This window comes from Paenibacillus sp. FSL H7-0690 (genome assembly GCF_037980415.1).
In the GTDB taxonomy this organism is placed as follows: Bacteria; Bacillota; Bacilli; order Paenibacillales; family Paenibacillaceae; genus Paenibacillus_AQ; species Paenibacillus_AQ odorifer.
The window spans coordinates 5,706,341-5,727,542 of the sequence record NZ_CP150281.1; the positions used below are offsets into that span (position 1 = coordinate 5,706,341).

Consider the following 21,202-nt stretch of genomic DNA (forward strand, 5'->3'; position numbering starts at 1 on the left):
TCAATAAATTAATGTACGAATAAGGAGGAAGCTCCCAGCAGACCTGCCTTATTCCCTAATGAGGCTTTAACAATTCTCACTCCCGCAAAGCTTTCCATAATCAAAGACTTCGTGCGTTCTTCTACCCTTCGAACCAAATCTTCTTGTTCCATTACACCGCCACCAATAATAATCGCGGATGGATTGAAGATATGTGTGATAGAGGCTAAACCCACAGCCACTTCAGTAATCCATAAATCTAAAATACGTTCAAGCTGCTCATTTCCGCTCTCTATTTTATCAAATAAAGCTTTTCCGTCCGTGCATTCGGGATCTGCCAGCTGAGCCATCTTCACTAAAGCTGTAGTTGAAGCGTATTTTTCATAATACGGCAGTCCTTCTACTCCGGATGGGGCCGACAATGGGTGAGTAAAGATATGGCCAAATTCAGCCGCTACCCCATTAGCCCCTTTATAGATTTGGCGATTAATGACGATCGCACCGCCAATGCCTGTGCCAAAGGTTAGACATAAGAAATTGTTAAAGCTCTGAGCAGCTCCATAATAAGCTTCGCCTAATGCTGCTGAATTCACATCGTTCTCTACCATAACAGGTTTATGAAAATGATGGGTGACAATATCCTTAATTTTCATTCCAGTATATCTAGGTATATTTTCGTTAGCATAGACAATAAATCCTTCTTCTGCATTAACTTGGCCCGCGGTGCTTATGGCAATGGCATCAAAATGATCGTATTCTGCAATCTTTTCCAGCATTCTCGAGATTACATGGGGTCCCCCCAAGTAGCTTTCTGTTGCATACTCCTTGAAGTCATGTACATTCCCCTGTTTATCGCATATACACATCTTGGTATTGGTACCGCCAATATCTACGGCTACAATTCTCATTCCCATCTACCCTCTCTGGCGTTCTACTGAATAGCGTTCACAAACCGTTTCGTAATCTCCATCGGTCTCGTGATCGCAGAGCCAACCACTGCTGAATACACACCTAAATCAAACATGGTCTTTAATTCTTCAGGAGTGGAAACCCCACCTTCAGCTATAACGGGAACAGAGAAGTTGTTGACGATTTGTTGAACCAATTCAAAATCTGGCAAGTTGCGGCCTTTAGTAGCCTCGGTATAACCGCTCAAGGTAGTTCCTATCAGATCAAATCCCAGCTCAACAGCCTTCGCAGCTTCCGCAAATGTAGAACAATCCGCCATAAACAGTTGATCTTTATAGGTCTCTTTTAAAAGTGGAAAAAGTTCAGAAATAGTAGATCCGTCCGGGCGAATCCGGTCTGTAGCATCCATAGCAATGATATCTACCCCTTCGCGGTACAGCTCATCGACTTCCTTTTGAGTGGGTGTAATAAAGACTTCAGAGCCTTTATACACCTTTTTGATTATCCCAATGATCGGCAGATTCACTTGCTTTTTGATTTCTTGAATATCCGCTACGCTGTTTGCCCGAATTCCAGAAGCCCCGCCTAAGTAAGCAGCATAAGCCATTCTCCCCATAATAAACGGGCTATGCAGCGGTTCTTCTGGTAAGGCTTGACTGGAGACGACTAGTTTATGTTTTATTTTTTTAAGTACATTATTTTCAGTATTCATCAGTAACCACTCCACATTTTTATTTATTCTTTAACTGCTCCTGCCGTAATCCCATTGGTGAAGAACCGTTGGAATAACATGAACACTAGCAACATCGGAATTGCAGCGATGGTAGCTCCGGCCATTTTATAAGCGAAATTAGGATTCAAATCCTGCATTAAGGTCGCAGTACCAACCATTAATGTTTTCATTTTGTTCTCTTGGCCTATAACCAGCTGCCACAAATAATCATTCCAGACTTGCACGAAATTCAGAATAAATAAGGCTCCAATACCAGGTTTGACAATAGGCAACATGATGCGCGTGAAGATTCTCCATTCATTTGCACCATCTATTCTCCCGGCTTCTCTTAAGGCATTAGGGGTTAAATCGAAGAATCCCTTTAATAGGAACACTCCAAATGCACCCGCCACGTTCGGCCAAATCATACCGTTATAACTATTTACCATTCCAAATTGTTGGGTGATCCGGAATAAGGGCACAATCATAATTTCTTTAGGAATCATCAAGCTTGATATAAAGATAATGAAGATTATATTTTTACCTTTAAAATTAATCTTTGAGAACGCATAGGCGGCCATAGAGCCTACAACAATAACCAAAATAGTAGAAATACCAGATACATAAATACTATTAAACGTCCATCTTAAAGCCGGCTGGTTCTGAAATACATCCACATAGTTGGAGAATGTAATCGATTTGGGCCACCAGTCTGGAGGCATCTTCACAACATCCGAGCTGTTTTTAAGTGAACTTGTGAATAACCAATATAGTGGAAAAAGATTAAGGAGTGCGAAGAGGATAATGATCACATTCGATATCACATCAAACTTCTCTCTCTTTTTCTTGTTTTTAATCTTCGACATGTTGTATTCCCCCTCACTTCACCTTAATCATGCTTCGTAGCTGTGGCACAGACAATATCAATGTAATCACGAACATGATAACCCCTACCGCAGAAGCTACACCGAGTTGGTTATATTTAAAGGCATTATTATAAAGGTAGTACATCAGCGTTACGGAGGAATTATTCGGTCCGCCACCGGTCAATAACTGAATAACTACAAAGATTTTTAATACGGCAATAATATTGATAATCGTAATATAAGTTGTTGTAGGTCCTACCGAAGGAATCAGGATCTTTGTAATCACTTGCCATCTGCTAGCACCATCGATTTCTGCTGCTTCAAAAAGCTCTTTCGAGACACCAATCATCGCAGCTATATACAGAATAATTGCCTGGCCCACGTTAGTTGCGAAGGTTACAAATATCACGACTGGCAGAACCGTCTTTGGATTTCCCAGCAGATTAATCGTCCCTAGTCCCATGTCTTTATATAGATAAGAGATAAGTCCGTTAGCCGGATTCAGCAAAAAGCTCCAGACCATACTCATAACCACCATGGACACCATTACCGGGATATAATAACTTCCTCTAATAAAGGAAACGTACTTAGCATTCTTATCAAATACCGCAGAGGCTACGAACAATGCAAACCCCACTGTAAGTAGAACGATAAATATTACGAACACAACGGTGTTGATAGTAGCCTTAAAAAATACCGGATCATTAAACAATGTGGTGTAATTGGCAAAACCCACAAACTTCTCGCTGTCATAATTAATCTGGTATAGACTCAGCCGCATCCCTTCTAAGATCGGATAGACAAGAAAGGCTAAGAATACTATCATCTGAGGTAAAATAAACAGATAACCTGTAATATTCTCTTTTAGGTAATTACTACGTAGTTTCATATCGTTTACCTTTCTAATTAACAGCCCTAGAGTCTCTTCAGACCCTAAAGGCTGTCAATCGTGTATTGTTTATCTGGTCTTAGATTATTGGAAAATTACAGAGCCAGCTTTATTGGTCTCAATCACCTTGTTGCCACTTGCCTGATAATCTTGCACAAACTGTTCCGGTGTCTTAGCTCCCATGTAAAGTGCTTGTAGCTCTGGATATAAGACCTCTCTTAATTGGCTGTATCCTGGAACGTTGCCTGTGAAGTTGAACAAATATTTAGAGTTGGCATCGTAAGCTGCAAACAGTGGATTTTCTGCTTTAAGTGCTTCGGCTACAGAACTTCTTACAGGAATACCATTCTTAGAGGATTTAACTAACTCAGGATCGCTTGAGAAGAACTTCACGAAATCCTTAGCTACTTCAGTCTTCTTAGCATCTTTGGACTTGAATACACTAGCGCCTACTACATAAGTAAAGGATAGAGGATCTCCGCTTTCCGACGGAATATTAGCAAGTCTCATATCGAATTTCGCTGCCGTACCGTCCGCCATATTAGCTTTCGTACCATTAAACAGAATTGGGTTAGTGAAACTGATCGCTAATTGCTGATTTTGGAACATAGCATTGGCATCATTAGAAGAAACAGATTCTGCGCCTGGATTTGTATATCCGCCGTCATATAGGTTTTTCAGCCAAGTTGCAGCTTTAACTCCGTTCTCATCATTCAGGACAATGTTGCCTTGATCATCAAAGAACTTATTGCCGAAGATTCTCATATAGGCAAGGTTCCATGTATCGCCCTGATTATTTACAGCGAATAATGCCATTGGATATGCATTGGAATACTTATCCTTCGGCAGATTGTTTTTCAGACCCTCAAGAATTTGGTGATATTCATCCAAGTTCCAAGTTTTGATTTCGGATTCTTCACCCACAAACTTTTCTAAGCCTGCTGCTTTAAACATGTCCGCGTTGTAAACCAAGGTGCCTGGGTTGTGCTGGAATGGATAGAAATAAATATCTTCTCCGAACGTTACAGCGTCCCAGTAGTTTTGAGCAATATCGCTTTTCGCGTCTTCATCAATGATGTCAGTCAAAGGAACCAATGCTCCCCGGTGAACGTAATCCCCCATCGGGAATACACTCTCAAAGAACACATCTGGAGGTGTTCCTCCGCTTAAGTTAACATTAAGCAATTGATCGCGCTGATCTCCAGCAATGACCTCTATTTGAATATCTGCATCGTATTTATCATATTGTGCTTTGAATTTCTCAGCGGCGTGCTTTAGGAAGCTATCATAGTCCGCGCCTGCCTCCGTGGCATCCACAACACCCTTCCACTGTGGAGTCAGCCATACTCTGATCGCCACTTTTTCCTTCCCAGATGCAGAAGAATTATCGGATGTATTAGAACTCGCAGCATTGTTACCTGAGCAACCTGAAATTAAAGAAATAATCACCATTAGCGCAAGCATTGCCGAGAGTAAACGTTTTTTCTTCATTTATAAACCTCCCTAAAAGTTTTGTGAGCATTACCTTCTCTGAATCGCTACGTACAAAACTCGCATCGAAAGCATACGCTTAAAGTTTTGTGAGCATTATCTTCTCTGAATCTCTTCGTACAAAACTCGCTCGAAAGCATAGAACCTTTAATTTAAAATCCGTTTGGCATGGTATTGCACTAAATCGGCCATGCTGCGATGTCCTTGCGGATCAAGATGCATATAATCAATTTCATTCATCGATACATGGTCTCTGGAATCTACAAAGTGGATACCAGTTCCCGTTAGCAAAGCTGCAAGATGCTCAGCGAGCTCCATAGACTTCTCACTACACCCGCTACCCATTGGTTTGCCAATAGGGGTATGAATATACTCTGCTCCAATCGGAGGGGGCGCGATTACTAGAACCTCTGGAGCCTTCCCCTCAGGTCCTGCACCGCTACCTTTAGCTTTAAGAGCCAGTCTAACAATACCTTGTGCGATGTTATAAGAAGTTAATCCAAACCTTTCTTTGGTATCATTGGTCCCAAGCATGATCACAACCAAGTCTAATGGCGAATGTGACATTAGGCAGGGATAGATATAGGAAATTCCAGAAAGTCCTTCGAATAGAGGGTCCTCACTGACACTTGTTCTGCCGGGAAGCCCTTCTTCGATCATACGGTAGGCGTCACCCAATTCTGTATGAAGAATTCCCGTCCAACGAATATCATCCTTAAATCTGCGGTCTGTCTCTGCGTCGTAGCCCCAAGTATTAGAATCGCCAAAGCATACGATGGATTTCTTCATTTGTCTTAACCGCAATATCTTTCAATAGCTTGATCAATCAATTTCATAATGTCTGCGATCGGACCAGCATCTTCAGCGGCTACTGCCTCAAGCGGTGCTCTTACGCTACCAATGTTTACGCCTCTTAATTTTAGAATCTCTTTTATTCCGGCATACATGGCACCTTTCAGCGAACAAAGGGCGATGATAATATCGTTGATATCGCTTTGAATTTGTCCAGCTTCTTCGAACTTACCAGCCTTAACAAATTCATTTGCTTGCAGGAACAGCTCAGGCATAACCGCATAGGTTCCACCGATTCCCGCATCCGCTCCCATAATTCTTCCCGCAACATATTGTTCATCCGGTCCATTAAATACCACTACATCTTTTCCACCCACTCTTTTGAATCTTTCAATATCCATAGTCGGCATGGAGGAGTTCTTCACACCAATCACCTTTTTGTTCGCAAGCAGCTTCTCAAATAGGGACGGAGTCAGTGTATATCCAGTAGTCTGAGGAATGTTGTAGATGATGAAGCTTAGAGGGGTTGCCTCCATAATCTCGCTCCAATATTTATAGACTGCACTATCAGGTAACTTGAAATATATAGGCGGGATTGCGGATAATGCATCGTATCCTAAGGTTGCAGCATGTTTCGCTAACTCAATACTATCTCTAGTGGAAGGGGCACCCACGTGGGCAATCAGTGTCATTTTACCTTTCAGGTTACTAGCTACGTAGCTTAGTACCGCTTTGCGTTCGTCGAGACTCTGGTAAATACATTCTCCTGAGCTGCCTCCCACATATACACCTTGAACTCCTTTTTCAAATAAGTAATCACATAAAGCATGCGTCCGGGATTCCGAAATATTTCCTTGATCGTCATAGCAGGCATAAAAGGCAGGTATAATTCCGTGGAACTTTGTGAGTGTCATTGTTAATCCCCCTTAAGTTGTGAGCGGTTTCTTTTCTACATAAACAAAATATCATTATATTTTGCTTTTGTAAATTATTTTCTCTATTTTTTGAAAAATAAAATTTATTTCCACCAATCTTATTTATGATTAGCAAAATAATGGTTTTCAGTGCAACTCGCAGCTAATAATCATTTATTTTTCCATATTCATTAGAAAATAATCCTGTAAATTCTCCACCCTAAATTTATTTCTTCAGGGCAGTATTTGTTGGATATACGGATGTAAAATAATTTAAAAAAGTGGTACTAATGAGTATCCTTTCAGCTTCGTTAAAAATGTCTCCTACAGGGAGACACTTCTCTCCAGATGAAGCACAAAACCTAAATAACACACAATGTTCACTGAATAATCTGTGTTTTTCAGACGGACACACCTTTTAAAAAATGGAGTTTAGGATTATAATGAAAGCGTAAACAAAGAACAACAAAATCTATTTTGTTTCTTCGCCAAAGGAGGCTGGAGGAAATGCTAGCAGGACTTAAGGAACTTAAAAATTGGGTGACAGAAAACTGGAATCCAACATTGAATACAGGTAATGAGGACTACCGGAAAATGGAGTACTCCGTGGAGCGCCATCTGCACACTCCGCAATCTCCGAAACCACTTAGCTATGAAGAAGAGGCTCGCATCAAGACCGTTAAATTTCATTAACTAACCCTTCAGATAAAGATTGATTCATAACGAAGACATCAGACCGCCAGTTCTGGAAGCAATTTCAGTGGATGCGGTCTTTTATTATGCCTTGTAGTTGTATACCGAAAAAACCTCCTCCACCCTAAAGGGTGAAGAAGGCTAATAGGTTACTTTCAAGGACATGGCAGTAGGTTATCAATTCAAAGGCCTTGTTTAGTTCATCCTTCGATAAACCTCAGCGCGCGTTCCGATTGATAATCAGCTAGGCCTTGGGCGAATTGTTGATCAGGAAATCCTCTATGCAGCAGCTTTAATCCACCTGAAGTTAAGGAGACATGATGGTGGAATTGATAAAATAACAGCCTATCATGATCCAGAGCATCGTTCTTTAAGTACCGGTAGAAATCCCCAAATCTCATCTGCAAAAAACTATGCTCATGCTCAATATCATAAAACATTGCTCCTTCGATATCGATCAAGAAAGGTTCCAGTTTATCGTTAACCATAACATGGTCAGGACCCAGTTCCCCGTGAATAAACCCATATTGCTGTCTGGGTTGAATTTTTGATTCAAGCTCGTACAACTTATCGAGCAGTTTGCTTTGATTAGACCTGATCTTCTCAATATGTTGGGAGGCATAGGCTAGCTGTACTTTCGCATTTTCCATTTGTAATAAATGACATTGCCCCATGCTGCTCTCGTTAGCATTTGCTTTCCCAAAAACATGCCTCTCGTGGGTATGCATAGCAGTAAGCATCTCCCCCACACGCTGAAAAACTTTATCTTGAACACGTAACTCGGGATGATGAAAATAGGTTTCTGCCATTCTTCCATCTATATATTCAACCAGAGCATAATCGAAAGAGTAACGATCTCTTACCTTATTCAGATCATAAAGAGCAGGGGTCTGAATTCCATGTTGTGTTAAGTACCTGTTATTTAATTCGAATAAATGACTTCCATAGGATTGTTCGTTTATATCTTCATTTTCTTTTTCTTCTTTAAAATAATTCATGGAAAGATCCCACACATACAAAACGCAGGAAAATCCATTACTGCACTCAATCTTGTAGACCACCTTTTGTGCGCCGCCATGCATGCGCGAAACACGAGCAACGAAATAACTGCTGCCAAAAACCCTACTAATATAATCCTGTAAGTCAGCCTTATCGAGATGACAAGTAACGTCCATTAACAACACTCCATTTATTAGGTTTTGCCGGCTTCACAATAGTAAATAAAATCCAGCCGAAAGTATAGACTTATTCTTTCTGATCAATTATGATGTTGAATAAGGTCTTGAAAAAAACAAGCATACAAAAAGCCGTTGGAATCAATTTCAACGGCTTTTTTTTATGAAATATCTATACAAATATAGAGGAGTACTTTCACAACATGTTCAAACGACTAACTGCACTATTTTCGATTCCCTCTTATGGCTTACTCTTTTTATGTATATTACTGCAGGGGATGGGGATTTCACTCAGCGCACCCTTTTTATCCATTTATTTCACGGAACAGCTTGGAGTATCTGTCGGGCTGTTTGGTGTTTTTCTGGCCACCACGTTAATTGCCGGGATATGGATCAGTACACTAATCGGAAGACGCTCTGACCTCGGCTTAAATCGAAGAAACATTTACCTTGTCTCCACGCTCTGTAATGCTCTGGCTTATAGCGGATACTTGCTCATTGGGGATTTTACGATCTTATTCATCTACATGATTGTGTTCACCGCTCTAGGTGCACCAGGGATGCCTCAATTGTTCGCCATAGCTAGAGAAGCAGTGAATAAGAGCGATTTTACGGATACTGCGTTTGCAAATTCTACCTTGCGTTCTGCTTTCTCTCTCGGCTTTATTACAGGTCCTTTAATCGGTACTCTGCTAATTGCTGCTGTTGGGTTTAAAGGGATTTTCTCGGGCACCATCGGAGTATTCCTGCTGGTTGCCTTACTTATTTCACTATTCCTGAAATCAAATACAGAAGTGAAAAGCAGTACTGCAGAAGTAAAAGTAAAAAGTTTCCGGTTGGGTCAGAACCGTAATGTTCTGCTTCCTTTTCTGATTATGATACTCATGTATGTAGCCCACTGGACGAGTAGCATCAATACTGCCCTCTTTATTACTAACAATCTAGGGGGAACAACAAGCGATGTCGGTTTAGTCAGCAGTATTTGTGCTGCGCTGGAAATTCCTTTTATGATCATGCTGGGACTACTTAGTGCGAAATACAGTAACCGAATCCTGATGATGTGCGGAGCCATTTTCGGAGGAGCTTATTATCTCGTTGTCATTACTTCAGGCGCGATGTGGCAAATGCTTGCAGCCCAAATTTTGCTTGCCTTTTTTGTTGCCGTTATTTCAGCGATTGGCATTAGCTACATTCAGGATCTGCTTCCAAACATGCCTGGGTATGCATCCACGCTCTACTCTAATTCATCCACGATCGGCAGACTGATTGGCAGTCTTGTTGGCGGGTTATTAGCTAGTGTTGTTGGGTACCGGTACTCATTTGTGCTCTGTTTCATACTCGTCATTATTTCTACAATCATGCTTGCGGTAAGCGGACGTTACTCTGTAGATGATCCACAAAAACTAGCGATTTAATCCGCTTTTTCGGGCTTCATTCAGCCCTTGAAACTTCTCCATATTTTCTCGCGACTAACTAACATATCCTTAAAAAGGTGGGGTTAGATGTTAAAAACTATTGCAAGAATGCTCATGTTGATGTCTTTAATCTTTCTGGCAGCATGTGCAGGGGATGTTAAACCCATCGAGGAGCCGAGCACAGGAGCAAATACGCCAACCCAAAGTCCAGCGATGAATACGCAGAAGCCGCAAAACACAGAACCCAAGCAGCCAAATGAAACTAGTTTTAAAGCAGAATTGTCGATAAATCTGAAATCATATTCAGATCAATTGACAGAGTATGATCTCCCCGCACTTGAAGTGCTGGAAAAAAACCTAACTGCTTTGGTTGAGCATGACCACACACTTTTCCAATCCGGGTTCGTAAACAAAAAACTAGCAGATGCTATGGAACCTTATTATGACGAACAATATCAGTACAAATTCACAGACATCGAAAGCATCGATTCCATGTTACCCAACGAACATCAGGTGAATATAACGGTAATCGGACAACGCTTGGATATGGCCGCAAAGACAGTTGAAAATGTAAAAATGCTATACGCTATTCGGCCAAACGATCAAGGGGAATGGGTCATTTATATCATTGATTGATTGATTGATTGATTGACTGACTGACTGATTGATTGACTAACTGACTGACTTGCTTATGAAAAATCGTCGACCGATTCCTGACAGGGAATTTGAACGGCGATTTTTTTGTGAAAAAAAACCAATTTCTCACCTTGCTAGCATTGCGAGATGCGGAGAATTGAATCATGTTTGTGGTAACCTTCTAGCTACCTACCCGATCTAATATTTAAGTAACGTTACGAACATCCTAAGACTTCTAGTCAAGAAAGCAGGTAAATCTTTGCATATAGATCCTATTGTCGTCAAAGCCAAAGCTGGAGACCCTGAAGCATTCGTGCAGTTGATGCAGGAGATAGAGTTACCTTTATACAGAACTGCAAGGTCCATCGTCAACAAAGAAGAAGATTGTGCAGATGCCCTGCAGGAGACGATGCTTAAAGCCTTTAAGAACATCCATACACTCAGAGAGCCCGCTTTTTTCAAAACGTGGATCTTCCGGATTCTGATTAATGAATGCAATAAAATGCTCAAAAACAACTCAAGAGCCCTCCCTTATGGAGAGCTTCCCGAAGTTCCTTCCACTTCCAAGGATTATGAGAAAATCGAATTATGGGATGCCGTTCAACATCTTGAGGAGAACCTCCGGATTGTCATTCACCTTCACTACCTACAGGACATGCCGATCCGTCAAATTTCCGACATTCTCGAAATTTCTACGGTTGCTGTGAAGACCCGGCTGCATCGCGCCCGCAAAAAGCTAAAGCATTCATCTCAATTCAATCAAGAAATGGAGTTGCGACATGGTAAACACTAAGTTAGAAGAACAGTTAAAGAACTGCCAAAGCCTACTTCCCGCTCAGTTATCGGATATTGCCCGCTCCAAACTGAATGAGACTTACCAAATCATCAGGGAGACCGATAATTCCATTTCCCCCATTCAGAGAAAGATGGATGCATCAAGAACTTTTAATAAGTGGTTGATTTCCACTGCAGCCGCTGCAATTCTTGGAGTTACAGTCCTCGCTTCCGGCTTTGTATCGCCCGCAATGGCTGGTGCACTCAAGCAAATTCCGGTTCTGGGACAAATCTATTCATTATGGGGCGAAAAAAACTTAGATCCCGGTGTTCAACAAGCCGAGGATTTCATCACAAACGTAAACCAAAGCGTGACCCATAGCGATGTGACCATGAATATCCCAACGTTGTTATTTGACGGAACCCGAATTCTTATGAACCTAACCACTCCTGGAAACCGTCTGGCTTCGGAGCCCAATTCGCCGCCTTCAGATGCCAATAAAGGGGCGGTGGATAAGTTTGAGGTTCTCTATAAAGGTCAACCTCTGCTCTGGAGTTACGAACACATGGATGGTGAGACTGCTTCCAGCATAATGGTTCAGGTTTTGAACACTTATTATGATCCGAGCACAACAACACAGACTGTCCAGTTCGCTGATCAGTTTGACTTGACTGTAAATGTAACGTTAAAGGGTTACGATGTCCCGTTCGAATTCGTTCTGCCTGTTACCAAATCAACGCCTGTTACCGCACTAACTTCAGAGGAGACCAAGCATCACGATAACATTAACTTGCAGATCAGTAAGGTAGAAATCACCCCAATCACAACGCAGGTATCCATTGAGTACAAAACCAAACCGGGCCAGAGCGTAGAAGAAATGCTCGCTTCTATCCCTTCGAAATATAAGGGTGCTAACGGGGGCGTCATCGCTCTTCAATTTGACATTGTCGATGAACGTGGCGTTCAACTGAAGCCCATCGGTGCTCACCCCTTAAGCGAATCTTATAATGTTCGTTTTGAACCCTTCAAGACTATACCGAATACCGTAACCATCAAACCGTACTTAGTCATTTCCGAAGGTCAAGCCCTAGCTGGGACTAAAGGACTGTGGGAAGACAACAATATGGTCAAGGAATATATCCCTGAGCTGGAGACTGTACTTTCGGTCCAATAGTTCATTTGTAAAAGGGTATGCAAAACTACAAAAGACGAAGCCAAATAGGCTTCGTCTTTATATTTAGATGGCTTCAGGTAGGTTCAACCCAATAAGGTTATTTTGATGAAGCCAGCTTCGATAATTTGTCGGCAATATCTTCAGCTTGTAACAAGGAGGAGTATGAATCTGCTGCAAAATATTTTTCCATATCAATCTCAATCATTCGATTGTTTTTGACTGCATCCAACATCTTCCATGTTGCTGGCAACTTAGGCGGTTCTTTGTCCTTTACGGTAAGGACAATAACGTAGTCACCTACATAATCATTTACCGTTTCCCAAGAAACTTCAACCCGGCTCATTTCCTTATCAATGATTTCACTTTGAACTTTTGGAGCGGGATTCAGACCCAAAATATCGTAAGTAGCTCTGCCGCCTCTCTCACCCTGATTACCAATGACCATTAAAAATTTCTCTACGGTGATATAATCTACGATAGAAATAGTTGCATCTTTTGCAAGTACATTATTAATTTTTTCGCGGGCAGCTATTTTACGTTTTTCGAAATCTGCCACAAACTGTTTAGCCTCTTCTTCTCGATCCAGAATTTCTCCCATAGCTGTAATCTCTTCTTGAATCGTTGCGTATTTACTTGTATCAAATAATACGGTCGGTGCGATCTTAGAATAGTTACTATAAGCATCTTTATTCCAGGTTATGATGACGTCTGGCGCTAGCTCTAATACTTTTTCAAAAGAAATACTTCCTTCTGCCCCTATATCTTGTACCGTCTCATCTAAGAAAGGTTTGAGAAACTGAGAATACTCCAGTTGGGTATTTGATGCTCCAACCGGTACTACCCCAACTGCTAAGACTGGTCCCAAATCCCAATCAACTACAACACGTTGGGGATTGGCTGGAACATTAACATCCCCCATGACCGTTGTTATTTTCCGTAAACCCGTATTTTCAATGGCCTGATTGGAAGGTTTACTTTGTGTTGGTTCTGCTCCCGCATTGCTATTACGGCTAGTGTTCCCATTTCCGCAAGCTGTAAGTAACAGTGTGAGCACAAGCATTAGCATTAATCCTTTTTTCGTTTCGATCCCCTTTAACATCTGTTTATCCCCTTCAAGTTTTAATTGATAATGATTATCATCATCAATATAACAAGCAGAAGAATATTTGCCCATGGAGGATAAGAACTCTTGCCATGGACTATCTGAAACGATCAAACCTGACTTCACCTTATTTTTGTATTGAACTGGCGTTGTCCCAACCTGCTTCTTAAACAGACGGGTAAAATAAAAGACATCACTATAACCTACGCTTACAGCAATCTCCTGTACGGTGGCATCGGTTTGAATCAGTAACTCCTTCGCTTTAGCCATCCTGGTCTGAATTACATATTCAATGGGACTTCTCCCTGTACGGCGTTTGAACTGCCTCGATAAGTATTGAATGCTATAATTCCATACTTCTGCCATAGATTCAAGTGAAATAGGTTCATAATAATGTTTGTGAATGTATTGAATGATCTGTTCCACTAAATCTATTTCTTTGGGGGCAACTCCTTGAAGCTGTAACTGCTGGACAAGTGTATATACAAACTGATAAAACTGGATTTTCGCCTGGAACCGTTCCATAGCCGGTCTGCGATTCCATTCCTCATACATCGATTCCGCATGACGGTATAAAACAACCGGAGAATTTGGTTTACATGCATATTGCAGATGAAAAGGGTTATTTATATAATAGGATTTCAATATTGTTTTACTAGCTTTAGTAGAAATACTACCTCTATATAAAATGTAATAGTATGTGACATCCTCATGTCCAACCTCGAACTTGATGTTACTTCCTTTTCCCGCATGTAAAACAAAGAATCGTTCTAAGGAATGCCTATTACCATCCAACCAGATCGCACCTTGCCCCCGCACGACAAATATAAAACAACTAGCTGGGAGTATATGTTGCTGTTTACTCTGTCTACGTATCACATGTTGGCGAATATCCACCAGTTGAATCCATGAAGCGTCCCATACCTGGATGTATTCTTCCCAATTCACTGTTAAACCTCCCAAGTCCAAAAGCATGCTAACCCTTTGCAGCTGCAAATCCCTATACAAACCAAAATCGTAAACGATAACCATTATCATTGTCAAATGATAGGTGACTTGTCGAACACATTTGAATGGATCAAATCTGATGCCCCCGGAGAGTCTCCAACCAAGTCGATATAGCCAAGCCACCTCAGCTCTTTTCTACGGGATTTATCCCGTACATTTCACCGTCCCAGCTACTTCAGCTCTTATTTGCGGGATTTATACCGCACATTCCACCGTTCCAGCCACCTCAGCTCTTTTCTACGGGATTTATCCCGTACATTCTACCGTTCCAGCCACCTTAGCTCTTTTCTACGGGATTTATACCGTACATTTTACCGTTCCAGCCACCTCAGCTCTTTTCTACGGGATTTATACCGTACATTTCACCGTTCCAGCTATTCATGCAAAATAATTATGAAGTACGCTCGCAACTCCAGTTTTCGTTGCTCTATATAATAAATTCGGCCTCTTGAATGAGAGTCCATTCCCATAGATAACCTACGCAAATTATCTATATCGGCAAGATTTAGGGCCATCCTTTTACAGGATGGCCCTCTCATTGATTAAGTTGCAATTTTGCTTACTTTAATATTCTTTTTTAATTACAAAAAACGAACCCCGAATTGTTCCGGCTAGCTTGGACTTCTGCCTAGCAAACTTAAACTTCTCTCCAAGCTCCTTTGGGATCTCCATCCCCTCAGAAAGCTTAAAACCAACAGCCCGCTTCTTAGGGTCATCCACCGTATACATAACGTTGACTGCAAGACCATCCTCATAAAAGACATAAGCAAATTTAATGTTTTCCACTTGAAAACGCGACGTTTCTAAAGGCTTGGCCGCAAACTCAATATCACGTTCTTCTTTTAAAATTCGGTTCACATAATCAAGGGTCTCCTGACTTTCGCTGGCTTGTACAACCGTAAACTCATGTTTGTATTTGTTCATAAAGTAACGGGCCTCATTAGCACGCAGACCAGCAAGTGCATCTACTACAGGTGAAGATTCTAACCCAACCGTAGACACATTTTTAAAATCAACGATATAGGACATTTTCATCTCTCCTTTTCTCTCATTATTACCAAAAAAACTTATCGTTACTTAGGATACGGTTCGCGTGTTGTCTGTAACGGCAAGTTTCTGTGTTAACTGCTGTGCTCTTTTTCTATTAAAGTGACCATCTCACGCTTCCACTTTTCTCGCTCCTCTGGCGGGATCGGCTCCCCTTTGTCATACAGAAATCTAATCATATAGAACCCATCCTTCGTAAGCAGGCTGGTAACAAGTTCATGCTCTAATACATTATTGTTCATCAACTGCGTCTCCACTATAGAGCTATTATCAGTCTGATGCAGTACTTGAGCGGTCAACAAGGTCTCTTGGGAGATATAATCCGCTGTATGCTTCTCTACAGAAGATGCCTCTATCTTATCAAAATAATTAATCGTGAACGTATGCGAAGGTTCGTACCGATGGTATTCTCCCAGCGGATAATATCCGATAAATTGACTGTTACTGTAGACATGGAAGGTTGCAGGTACATAGCTATCAAGTTGAAAATACGGGATGAATCGCGCAATGCCTGAATTGATCTCTTCTCCAGGAGGAATGACCGCATCCACACCACTAAGGAAATCACCCTTCTTATCTACATAAATCGTGCTATAAGGGCTGTACCTCGTAATCCAAATTGAACCATTCTCCTTCACAGCCTCAACGTAATAACTGATTATTTGATTTCTTTTTTCCTCACGTTCATCGGCGGGGTTGATACAGGTATGAATGTGCTTCCGAGTGTATGTAAAGACTGCTTTAGTGGCATCCATTGACAGCAATTCAAATTCGAGAATTTCAGATTTTATATTATAGATTTGAAATGTCATCATTAATTGAAAATGATTTAAAAAGGACATTCCCCTCTTATCTGGATGAAATCTTTTGCTCAAACCTTCTTCATCCTTATCCATATAAGCCTGCTCCAAGCCTTCAACCAGGGCCTGCAGCTCCTCTTTGGTGATGCCTTTATTTTTCTTAAAGAAAAACATGTCTTCTCTCCCCTCATTATCAGTCTACTGCCAATTACTTACTCCTATTTATTATACGGGCACACCTGTGTACTTTTCTAGTTATGAAGAAACCATCCCTGACAAAGGAATGGTTTCTTTGAGTAGGTATACCTTTCGGTCATCCCTACATTTTAAAATGTTCACGAACTAACCTAAATTGTTCTTCTACGCTCATGTTTGGTGTTCTTTCTATGGTTTTGATGCCCAGCTTAGTGCATTCTCTCTTCCGGGATAAACGGTAATATAAATTCAGGCATTATTCCTAAATCTATTAGGATTGGTTGGTCATCAGGTAACTTCAGCAAGTCAATAATAAAGAATTCCATCATCTCTTCGACCACTTGAAATAACCATTGGCTAGAGATCATCCTCTAATGTTTAAAAACCTAATTCCTCTACAAACTTCTTGGTTTAATTGTTCTTTCAAATAATTATTATTTATCTTCATCCAACACACCCCATTTATATTTCAAAAAGCTTACTCTGACACGTTGGTTGTGAGCGTTTGGCGGATTCTTATCTTTCTAGACAAAAAAAAGCCTTCCCACCCAAAAGGGTGAAGAAAGCTTAAATGTGTATCCCCAAAATATGGGCAGCTATATTAGGTTTTCGTACCCGAGGGTGCCTTAGTCAACTGCTCCTCCAGCCACCTTATCGCCTCAGCCTCTCCGGAGAAAGCGCCTCCGGGGCAGCCGTAGGTTCTTTTAGTGGACAACGCTGTAACTGGCTTGTAGACAGCAAGTAACTTAGCATTCTGCATTACGACCGCGATGCCTGAACAATATTGGGCGATTTCCCGCTTGTTCATCTTGCACCAGTTCATATACAGCTGTGTGACCGCACGCTCTGGACGTGTGTTTTTCTCAGCAGAATGCACCATCAGCAGGCCGAAGGCAGATCGGCGCGCGAGCAGTTCTTCCCAATAAGCGATATATTCTTCTACTGTCTCCTGATCAAACGCCTCCCCCAAACTAAGGCTTATGATCGGCCAAGCGGATTCATCCTTTGTTATAGCCAACGTTTCCCTCCTAAAATGTGCCGAGCATTGCCTAAGATGTGATGCGGAATCCAACGGATTGCTGTTGCAGCTTCCAGAGCCGGTCGTACAGTCCGCCGCGCAACAGTAAGGCTTCATGTCGTCCCTGCTCGACCAGCCGACCGTCTTCCAGTACGATAATGTTGTCCGCACCGCGTATGGTTTTCAGCCGGTGGGCGATAACAATGACGGTTCTGCCCGTAATCAACGCATCAATTCCTTTCTGGATTTCGGCCTCATTCTGCGGGTCAAGCGATGCAGTAGCTTCATCCAACAGCACAATTGGAGCATTCTTGAGAATCGCACGGGCAATGGAAATTCGCTGCTTCTCCCCTCCGGAGAGCGTACTGCCGCCTTCGCCTACCGGCGTATCATAACCAAGCGGTAATTTCATGATGAAATCATGGCAGTGAGCCATTTGCGCTGCCTGCTGAATATCCCGACGCGACGCCCCCGGCCGCCCAAAAGCAATGTTGTTCCCGATGGTATCTTGGAACAGGTACACATCCTGAAACACCACCGATACGGATCCTAGCAGATGTTCTGGATCAATATCCTTGATGTTGCGCCCACCTAGCAGAACGCTCCCTTCTTCAGGATCATAGAAACGTGAGATCAGGCGCAGCACTGTACTCTTGCCGCTGCCTGAAGGGCCCACAATTGCAGTCAGTGAACCTTGCGGCATTTCCAGACTTAAATTTTTGAGAACAGGCTCTCCTCCATAGCTGAAGGTTACATTGTCAAACCGAATGGTGCTGCTTTTAGGAAGAGGACTCGTAGCACCTGTCATTACCGGCTGACGGAGCAGATCTACTATACGTTCACCCGCTTGTTCGTTGTAGCGGAATTCGGCATAATTGGCTAGCGCTGTAGTCAATGGATCATAAATACGTGTGCCGACAATAAGGAATACTGCCAACTGCAAAATACCGAGCTCCCCGCCTAATAATAGATGAACACCTACGTATACCATTAAGGTCAGTCCCGCACGAAGAAGAGCCATAGCGGTTAGAATAACCGGACCGAACATCCCTTCCAGCTTCACACTTTCCTTCATCAAAGTTTTAAAAGAGTTATCCAGACGGACAAATCGTTCTCCCGTCAGGTTATAGGCCTTCATCACCCGTATACCGTTCAAGTATTCTTGCAAGCGGTTCGCAGCGTTCAGCTTGGCCTTCATATGATCCGCTCCGAGTCTCCGCCGCAGCTTGCCCGATAGATACATGATCAGGAGAGCAACCGGCAGCGCTACGAACATAGAAAGCGCCATCCGCCAGTCCAGAAACAGTAAACCAGCAAGTGCAAATATCGGCAGTACAAAAGCTCCCGCAAGCTGTGGCAGCAGATGTGATATGCCCGTCTCAACGAGCGTGAAATCGCCCATCATCATATTGGCTAAATCCCCTGGGTCCCGGCGAGTCAGGTAACCCAGCGGAAGCTTCCGCAGATGTTCTGCTAATTCCGCACGTCCCTGTGCAGCAACATTGTATGCCCCGCGGTAAGCGGTGCGATAGGCGGGAATCTCACTCAGGAACATCAGCACCATGACGGCGACAAGCCCTGCGCAGATCCACCAAAGGCGTTCTGTCTGAAGTTCTGCGCCTACAGTAATATAAGGAGCAAAAATCAACCGCACCGCCTCAATTACAAGCGCGAACGGCAGCACACTAACTAGATTAGCCAACAAGGAAAAAAGCACAGGCTTCAGCAACTGCTGCGGTTTACCGGCAGTAATATTATGCAATACCTTCATAGCTGATCCCCTCCTTTTTCCATATGCCAATTTCCGGCGTCAGTGTAGGCATGCCACATTTTTGTGTAAAGCCCGTCCGCCTCAATCAAACCTGCGTGCTCTCCACGTTCCACGATTTCTCCATCCCGTAGCACCAGAATTTGTGCAGCTTCACGTATAGAGGAGAGTCGGTGAGCAATGACAATAACCGTCTTGCCGCGCATAAGCTCCGTAAGTGCTAACTGCATATGAAACTCATTTTCCGGGTCGGCAAAAGCGGTCGCTTCGTCGAGCACGAGCACTGGTGCATTTTTGAGAATAGCCCGAGCTACCGCAATGCGCTGCTCCTCACCACCCGAGAGATAGACACCGCCTTCACCAATTAACGTATCGTATCCCTGCGGCAGCCGAGTAATGAACTCGTCGCATTGTGCCGCTCTGGCTGCAGCCTGGACTTCCTCCAAAGTCGCTCCCGGTTTGCCGACAGCAATATTCTCATACAAAGTGTCATAGAACAGGAAGGTTTCTTGAAATACAAAAGCAACAGTATTCATTAATTCATGGATCGCCATATGGCGAATATCGACTCCACCGATACGGATCGCACCCACTTGCGGGTCCCAGAACCGCGGCACCAAGCTGGCCACCGTCGATTTTCCCGAACCTGACGGGCCTACCAGTGCTGTAACCTTCCCTTGTTCCGCACGGAATGAGACTTCGCTGAGCGCCGCTGCAGTCCCTGCATCTTCACTGTAGGAGAAAGTTACATCCACAAATTCAACATCAAAAGTATGCGGGGATAGCGGTTCTGCTATTTCCGGTACAGGCTGCTGTGCCAAGAGTCGGTCCATCCGCTCCACGCCTTCGCCAATATCCCGAGTGCTTGAAGCCAGCAGAAGTAGCTTGTAGAGCGGAGATGAAACGCCGGGTGCCATAATCAGAAAGAACAACAGCACAAGCGCAAAGGACATGGAATCCGGCCGACCGCTTAGCATGAAGACGCCCACCGGCAAAATAAAGGCAAATGGTGATGCCAGCAATGTTTTGAATAAGATATAACCTGTTTGATAACGGTCCGTATACTCCAGACAATAATCGCGGTAGCTGGTCATATCACTGTAGAACTTTCTGAAAGAATGCACTGTCTGCCCGAACACCTTAACCGCGGGCATCCCCCGTACATACTGCACCGCCGAAGTATTGATCTGCTCCAACGAATCATGATACTGCTTCACACTGGCCTTGCCTCTGCTGCTCATCATAAGCGCTGACTGCACACCTAATCCTATAATTATCGGCAGCAGGCAAGCTACCGCCAACGGCGGACTAAGCCAAAACATCGCCACGATCATCAGCACCGTAGAAGCCAGTACGCTGACTAAATCGGGAAGCTGATGCGCTACGAAATTTTCCACTTTGTCGACATTCTGCTCTAGCGTCTTCTTGACCACGCCAGTTGAAGTCCCGTTCAGGAAACCAAGCGGCAATCTGCCCAAATGCTCGGTCATTCGCACACGCAAATTATATTGAATACGAAAAGCCGCAATATGCGAGCACATAATACCACAGTACGAAGTCACCAGCCCTCCGATTAACCCTCCAAGTGCAATCCACCCCCAGCGGATCATATACGCACCGTCGACCTGTCCAGGCGATGAAGCATGGCGCAGCAGCTCTGCCAAAATGAAATAAACAGACAAAAACGGAATCAGCATTAATACAGCGCTGACAGATGACAATATTCCGGACAAGAGCAGCAAACCTCGCTTCTCTCCGGCGATCTCCAGCAGCCTTGGCATGCCGGTTTTGGTTTTACTCACAGCCGTTCCCCCACTCTTGGTAATTACACGCAAAAAAAGTGC

At 43.0% G+C, this 21,202-nt stretch carries 20 protein-coding genes; 6 read left to right on the forward strand and 14 right to left on the reverse strand.

Features of this window, described 5'->3' with window-relative positions; all coding sequences use genetic code 11:
- Positions 1-8 precede the first annotated feature (8 nt).
- The 7 genes from MHI32_RS25090 to MHI32_RS25120 form a co-directional block, all read right to left on the reverse strand.
- On the reverse strand, positions 9-887 hold the full coding sequence (locus MHI32_RS25090) for an ROK family protein (RefSeq protein ID WP_340011196.1): 879 nt from the start codon (positions 885-887) through the stop codon (positions 9-11).
- A 23-nt stretch (positions 888-910) separates the two neighbouring features.
- A complete protein-coding gene (locus MHI32_RS25095; protein WP_076186397.1) occupies positions 911-1,600 on the reverse strand; it encodes an N-acetylmannosamine-6-phosphate 2-epimerase in 690 nt (229 codons plus the stop codon).
- A 23-nt stretch (positions 1,601-1,623) separates the two neighbouring features.
- Positions 1,624-2,466 carry a carbohydrate ABC transporter permease gene (locus tag MHI32_RS25100; protein WP_081382492.1) on the reverse strand — a complete coding sequence of 281 codons (843 nt, stop codon included), beginning with the start codon at positions 2,464-2,466 and terminating at the stop codon, positions 1,624-1,626.
- A 13-nt stretch (positions 2,467-2,479) separates the two neighbouring features.
- Entirely contained in the window at positions 2,480-3,355 is an 876-nt protein-coding gene (locus MHI32_RS25105; protein WP_076129168.1) for a sugar ABC transporter permease, read from the reverse strand.
- A gap of 84 nt (positions 3,356-3,439) precedes the next feature.
- Positions 3,440-4,846, reverse strand: a complete 1,407-nt coding sequence (locus MHI32_RS25110) for an extracellular solute-binding protein (RefSeq protein WP_340011199.1) — start codon at positions 4,844-4,846, stop codon at positions 3,440-3,442.
- A 147-nt stretch (positions 4,847-4,993) separates the two neighbouring features.
- Entirely contained in the window at positions 4,994-5,635 is a 642-nt protein-coding gene (locus tag MHI32_RS25115) for an SGNH/GDSL hydrolase family protein (protein ID WP_076129213.1), read from the reverse strand.
- A 5-nt stretch (positions 5,636-5,640) separates the two neighbouring features.
- Positions 5,641-6,552, reverse strand: coding sequence for a dihydrodipicolinate synthase family protein (locus MHI32_RS25120; RefSeq protein WP_038573110.1), 912 nt, complete (start codon positions 6,550-6,552; stop codon positions 5,641-5,643).
- A 507-nt stretch (positions 6,553-7,059) separates the two neighbouring features.
- Between MHI32_RS25120 and MHI32_RS25125 the strand changes: the two genes are divergently transcribed.
- Positions 7,060-7,245, forward strand: a complete 186-nt coding sequence (locus tag MHI32_RS25125) for a hypothetical protein (protein WP_036679656.1) — start codon at positions 7,060-7,062, stop codon at positions 7,243-7,245.
- Positions 7,246-7,445: 200 nt separating this feature from the next.
- On the opposite strand, the gene MHI32_RS25130 is transcribed toward MHI32_RS25125, so the two are convergent.
- A complete protein-coding gene (locus MHI32_RS25130) occupies positions 7,446-8,375 on the reverse strand; it encodes an aminoglycoside phosphotransferase family protein (RefSeq protein ID WP_076218773.1) in 930 nt (309 codons plus the stop codon).
- Positions 8,376-8,623: 248 nt separating this feature from the next.
- Between MHI32_RS25130 and MHI32_RS25135 the strand changes: the two genes are divergently transcribed.
- The 4 genes from MHI32_RS25135 (at position 8,624) to MHI32_RS25150 (ending at position 12,420) form a co-directional block, all read left to right on the forward strand.
- Complete coding sequence (locus MHI32_RS25135) at positions 8,624-9,835, forward strand: sugar efflux transporter (protein ID WP_340011202.1); 1,212 nt, start codon at positions 8,624-8,626, stop codon at positions 9,833-9,835.
- 87 nt (positions 9,836-9,922) lie between these two features.
- A complete protein-coding gene (locus MHI32_RS25140) occupies positions 9,923-10,471 on the forward strand; it encodes a hypothetical protein (RefSeq protein ID WP_339244764.1) in 549 nt (182 codons plus the stop codon).
- 259 nt (positions 10,472-10,730) lie between these two features.
- On the forward strand, positions 10,731-11,264 hold the full coding sequence (locus MHI32_RS25145; RefSeq protein ID WP_076129163.1) for a sigma-70 family RNA polymerase sigma factor: 534 nt from the start codon (positions 10,731-10,733) through the stop codon (positions 11,262-11,264).
- Positions 11,251-12,420, forward strand: coding sequence for a DUF4179 domain-containing protein (locus MHI32_RS25150; protein WP_340011203.1), 1,170 nt, complete (start codon positions 11,251-11,253; stop codon positions 12,418-12,420). Before MHI32_RS25145 ends, MHI32_RS25150 begins: the two co-directional genes overlap by 14 nt.
- 97 nt (positions 12,421-12,517) lie before the next feature.
- Here MHI32_RS25150 and MHI32_RS25155 read toward each other — a convergent pair whose 3' ends face one another.
- Positions 12,518-14,470 (reverse strand): AraC family transcriptional regulator, encoded by a 1,953-nt coding sequence (locus MHI32_RS25155; protein WP_076303269.1) that lies wholly within the window; start codon positions 14,468-14,470, stop codon positions 12,518-12,520.
- Positions 14,471-14,609: 139 nt separating this feature from the next.
- Between MHI32_RS25155 and MHI32_RS25160 the strand changes: the two genes are divergently transcribed.
- Entirely contained in the window at positions 14,610-14,921 is a 312-nt protein-coding gene (locus tag MHI32_RS25160; protein WP_340011205.1) for a hypothetical protein, read from the forward strand.
- A 173-nt stretch (positions 14,922-15,094) separates the two neighbouring features.
- On the opposite strand, the gene MHI32_RS25165 is transcribed toward MHI32_RS25160, so the two are convergent.
- The 5 genes from MHI32_RS25165 to MHI32_RS25185 all read right to left on the reverse strand — a co-directional run bounded on the left by MHI32_RS25165 (position 15,095) and on the right by MHI32_RS25185 (position 21,139).
- Positions 15,095-15,559, reverse strand: a complete 465-nt coding sequence (locus MHI32_RS25165; RefSeq protein ID WP_340011206.1) for a phage tail protein — start codon at positions 15,557-15,559, stop codon at positions 15,095-15,097.
- A gap of 92 nt (positions 15,560-15,651) precedes the next feature.
- Positions 15,652-16,551, reverse strand: coding sequence for a hypothetical protein (locus tag MHI32_RS25170; protein ID WP_076186413.1), 900 nt, complete (start codon positions 16,549-16,551; stop codon positions 15,652-15,654).
- Positions 16,552-17,173: 622 nt separating this feature from the next.
- Positions 17,174-17,590 (reverse strand): hypothetical protein, encoded by a 417-nt coding sequence (locus tag MHI32_RS25175; protein WP_339244773.1) that lies wholly within the window; start codon positions 17,588-17,590, stop codon positions 17,174-17,176.
- A 31-nt stretch (positions 17,591-17,621) separates the two neighbouring features.
- Positions 17,622-19,361 (reverse strand): ABC transporter ATP-binding protein, encoded by a 1,740-nt coding sequence (locus MHI32_RS25180; RefSeq protein WP_076186415.1) that lies wholly within the window; start codon positions 19,359-19,361, stop codon positions 17,622-17,624.
- A complete protein-coding gene (locus tag MHI32_RS25185) occupies positions 19,358-21,139 on the reverse strand; it encodes an ABC transporter ATP-binding protein (RefSeq protein WP_340012764.1) in 1,782 nt (593 codons plus the stop codon). The genes MHI32_RS25180 and MHI32_RS25185 overlap by 4 nt, the downstream gene beginning before the upstream one ends.
- Positions 21,140-21,202: the final 63 nt, after the last annotated feature.

What these genes read in the sequence shown, in the direction of transcription:
- MHI32_RS25185 (WP_340012764.1), bottom strand. Translation starts at nt 21,139, where the DNA reads ATGCCAAGGCTGCTGGAGATCGCCGGAGAGAAGCGAGGTTTGCTGCTC.
- MHI32_RS25090 (WP_340011196.1), bottom strand. Translation starts at nt 887, where the DNA reads ATGAGAATTGTAGCCGTAGATATTGGCGGTACCAATACCAAGATGTGT.
- MHI32_RS25135 (WP_340011202.1), top strand. Translation starts at nt 8,624, where the DNA reads ATGTTCAAACGACTAACTGCACTATTTTCGATTCCCTCTTATGGCTTA.
- MHI32_RS25170 (WP_076186413.1), bottom strand. Translation starts at nt 16,551, where the DNA reads ATGTTTTTCTTTAAGAAAAATAAAGGCATCACCAAAGAGGAGCTGCAG.
- MHI32_RS25105 (WP_076129168.1), bottom strand. Translation starts at nt 3,355, where the DNA reads ATGAAACTACGTAGTAATTACCTAAAAGAGAATATTACAGGTTATCTG.
- MHI32_RS25150 (WP_340011203.1), top strand. Translation starts at nt 11,251, where the DNA reads ATGGTAAACACTAAGTTAGAAGAACAGTTAAAGAACTGCCAAAGCCTA.
- MHI32_RS25100 (WP_081382492.1), bottom strand. Translation starts at nt 2,466, where the DNA reads ATGTCGAAGATTAAAAACAAGAAAAAGAGAGAGAAGTTTGATGTGATA.
- MHI32_RS25160 (WP_340011205.1), top strand. Translation starts at nt 14,610, where the DNA reads ATGCCCCCGGAGAGTCTCCAACCAAGTCGATATAGCCAAGCCACCTCA.
- MHI32_RS25110 (WP_340011199.1), bottom strand. Translation starts at nt 4,846, where the DNA reads ATGAAGAAAAAACGTTTACTCTCGGCAATGCTTGCGCTAATGGTGATT.
- MHI32_RS25120 (WP_038573110.1), bottom strand. Translation starts at nt 6,552, where the DNA reads ATGACACTCACAAAGTTCCACGGAATTATACCTGCCTTTTATGCCTGC.
- MHI32_RS25180 (WP_076186415.1), bottom strand. Translation starts at nt 19,361, where the DNA reads ATGAAGGTATTGCATAATATTACTGCCGGTAAACCGCAGCAGTTGCTG.
- MHI32_RS25115 (WP_076129213.1), bottom strand. Translation starts at nt 5,635, where the DNA reads ATGAAGAAATCCATCGTATGCTTTGGCGATTCTAATACTTGGGGCTAC.
- MHI32_RS25140 (WP_339244764.1), top strand. Translation starts at nt 9,923, where the DNA reads ATGTTAAAAACTATTGCAAGAATGCTCATGTTGATGTCTTTAATCTTT.
- MHI32_RS25125 (WP_036679656.1), top strand. Translation starts at nt 7,060, where the DNA reads ATGCTAGCAGGACTTAAGGAACTTAAAAATTGGGTGACAGAAAACTGG.
- MHI32_RS25165 (WP_340011206.1), bottom strand. Translation starts at nt 15,559, where the DNA reads ATGTCCTATATCGTTGATTTTAAAAATGTGTCTACGGTTGGGTTAGAA.
- MHI32_RS25095 (WP_076186397.1), bottom strand. Translation starts at nt 1,600, where the DNA reads ATGAATACTGAAAATAATGTACTTAAAAAAATAAAACATAAACTAGTC.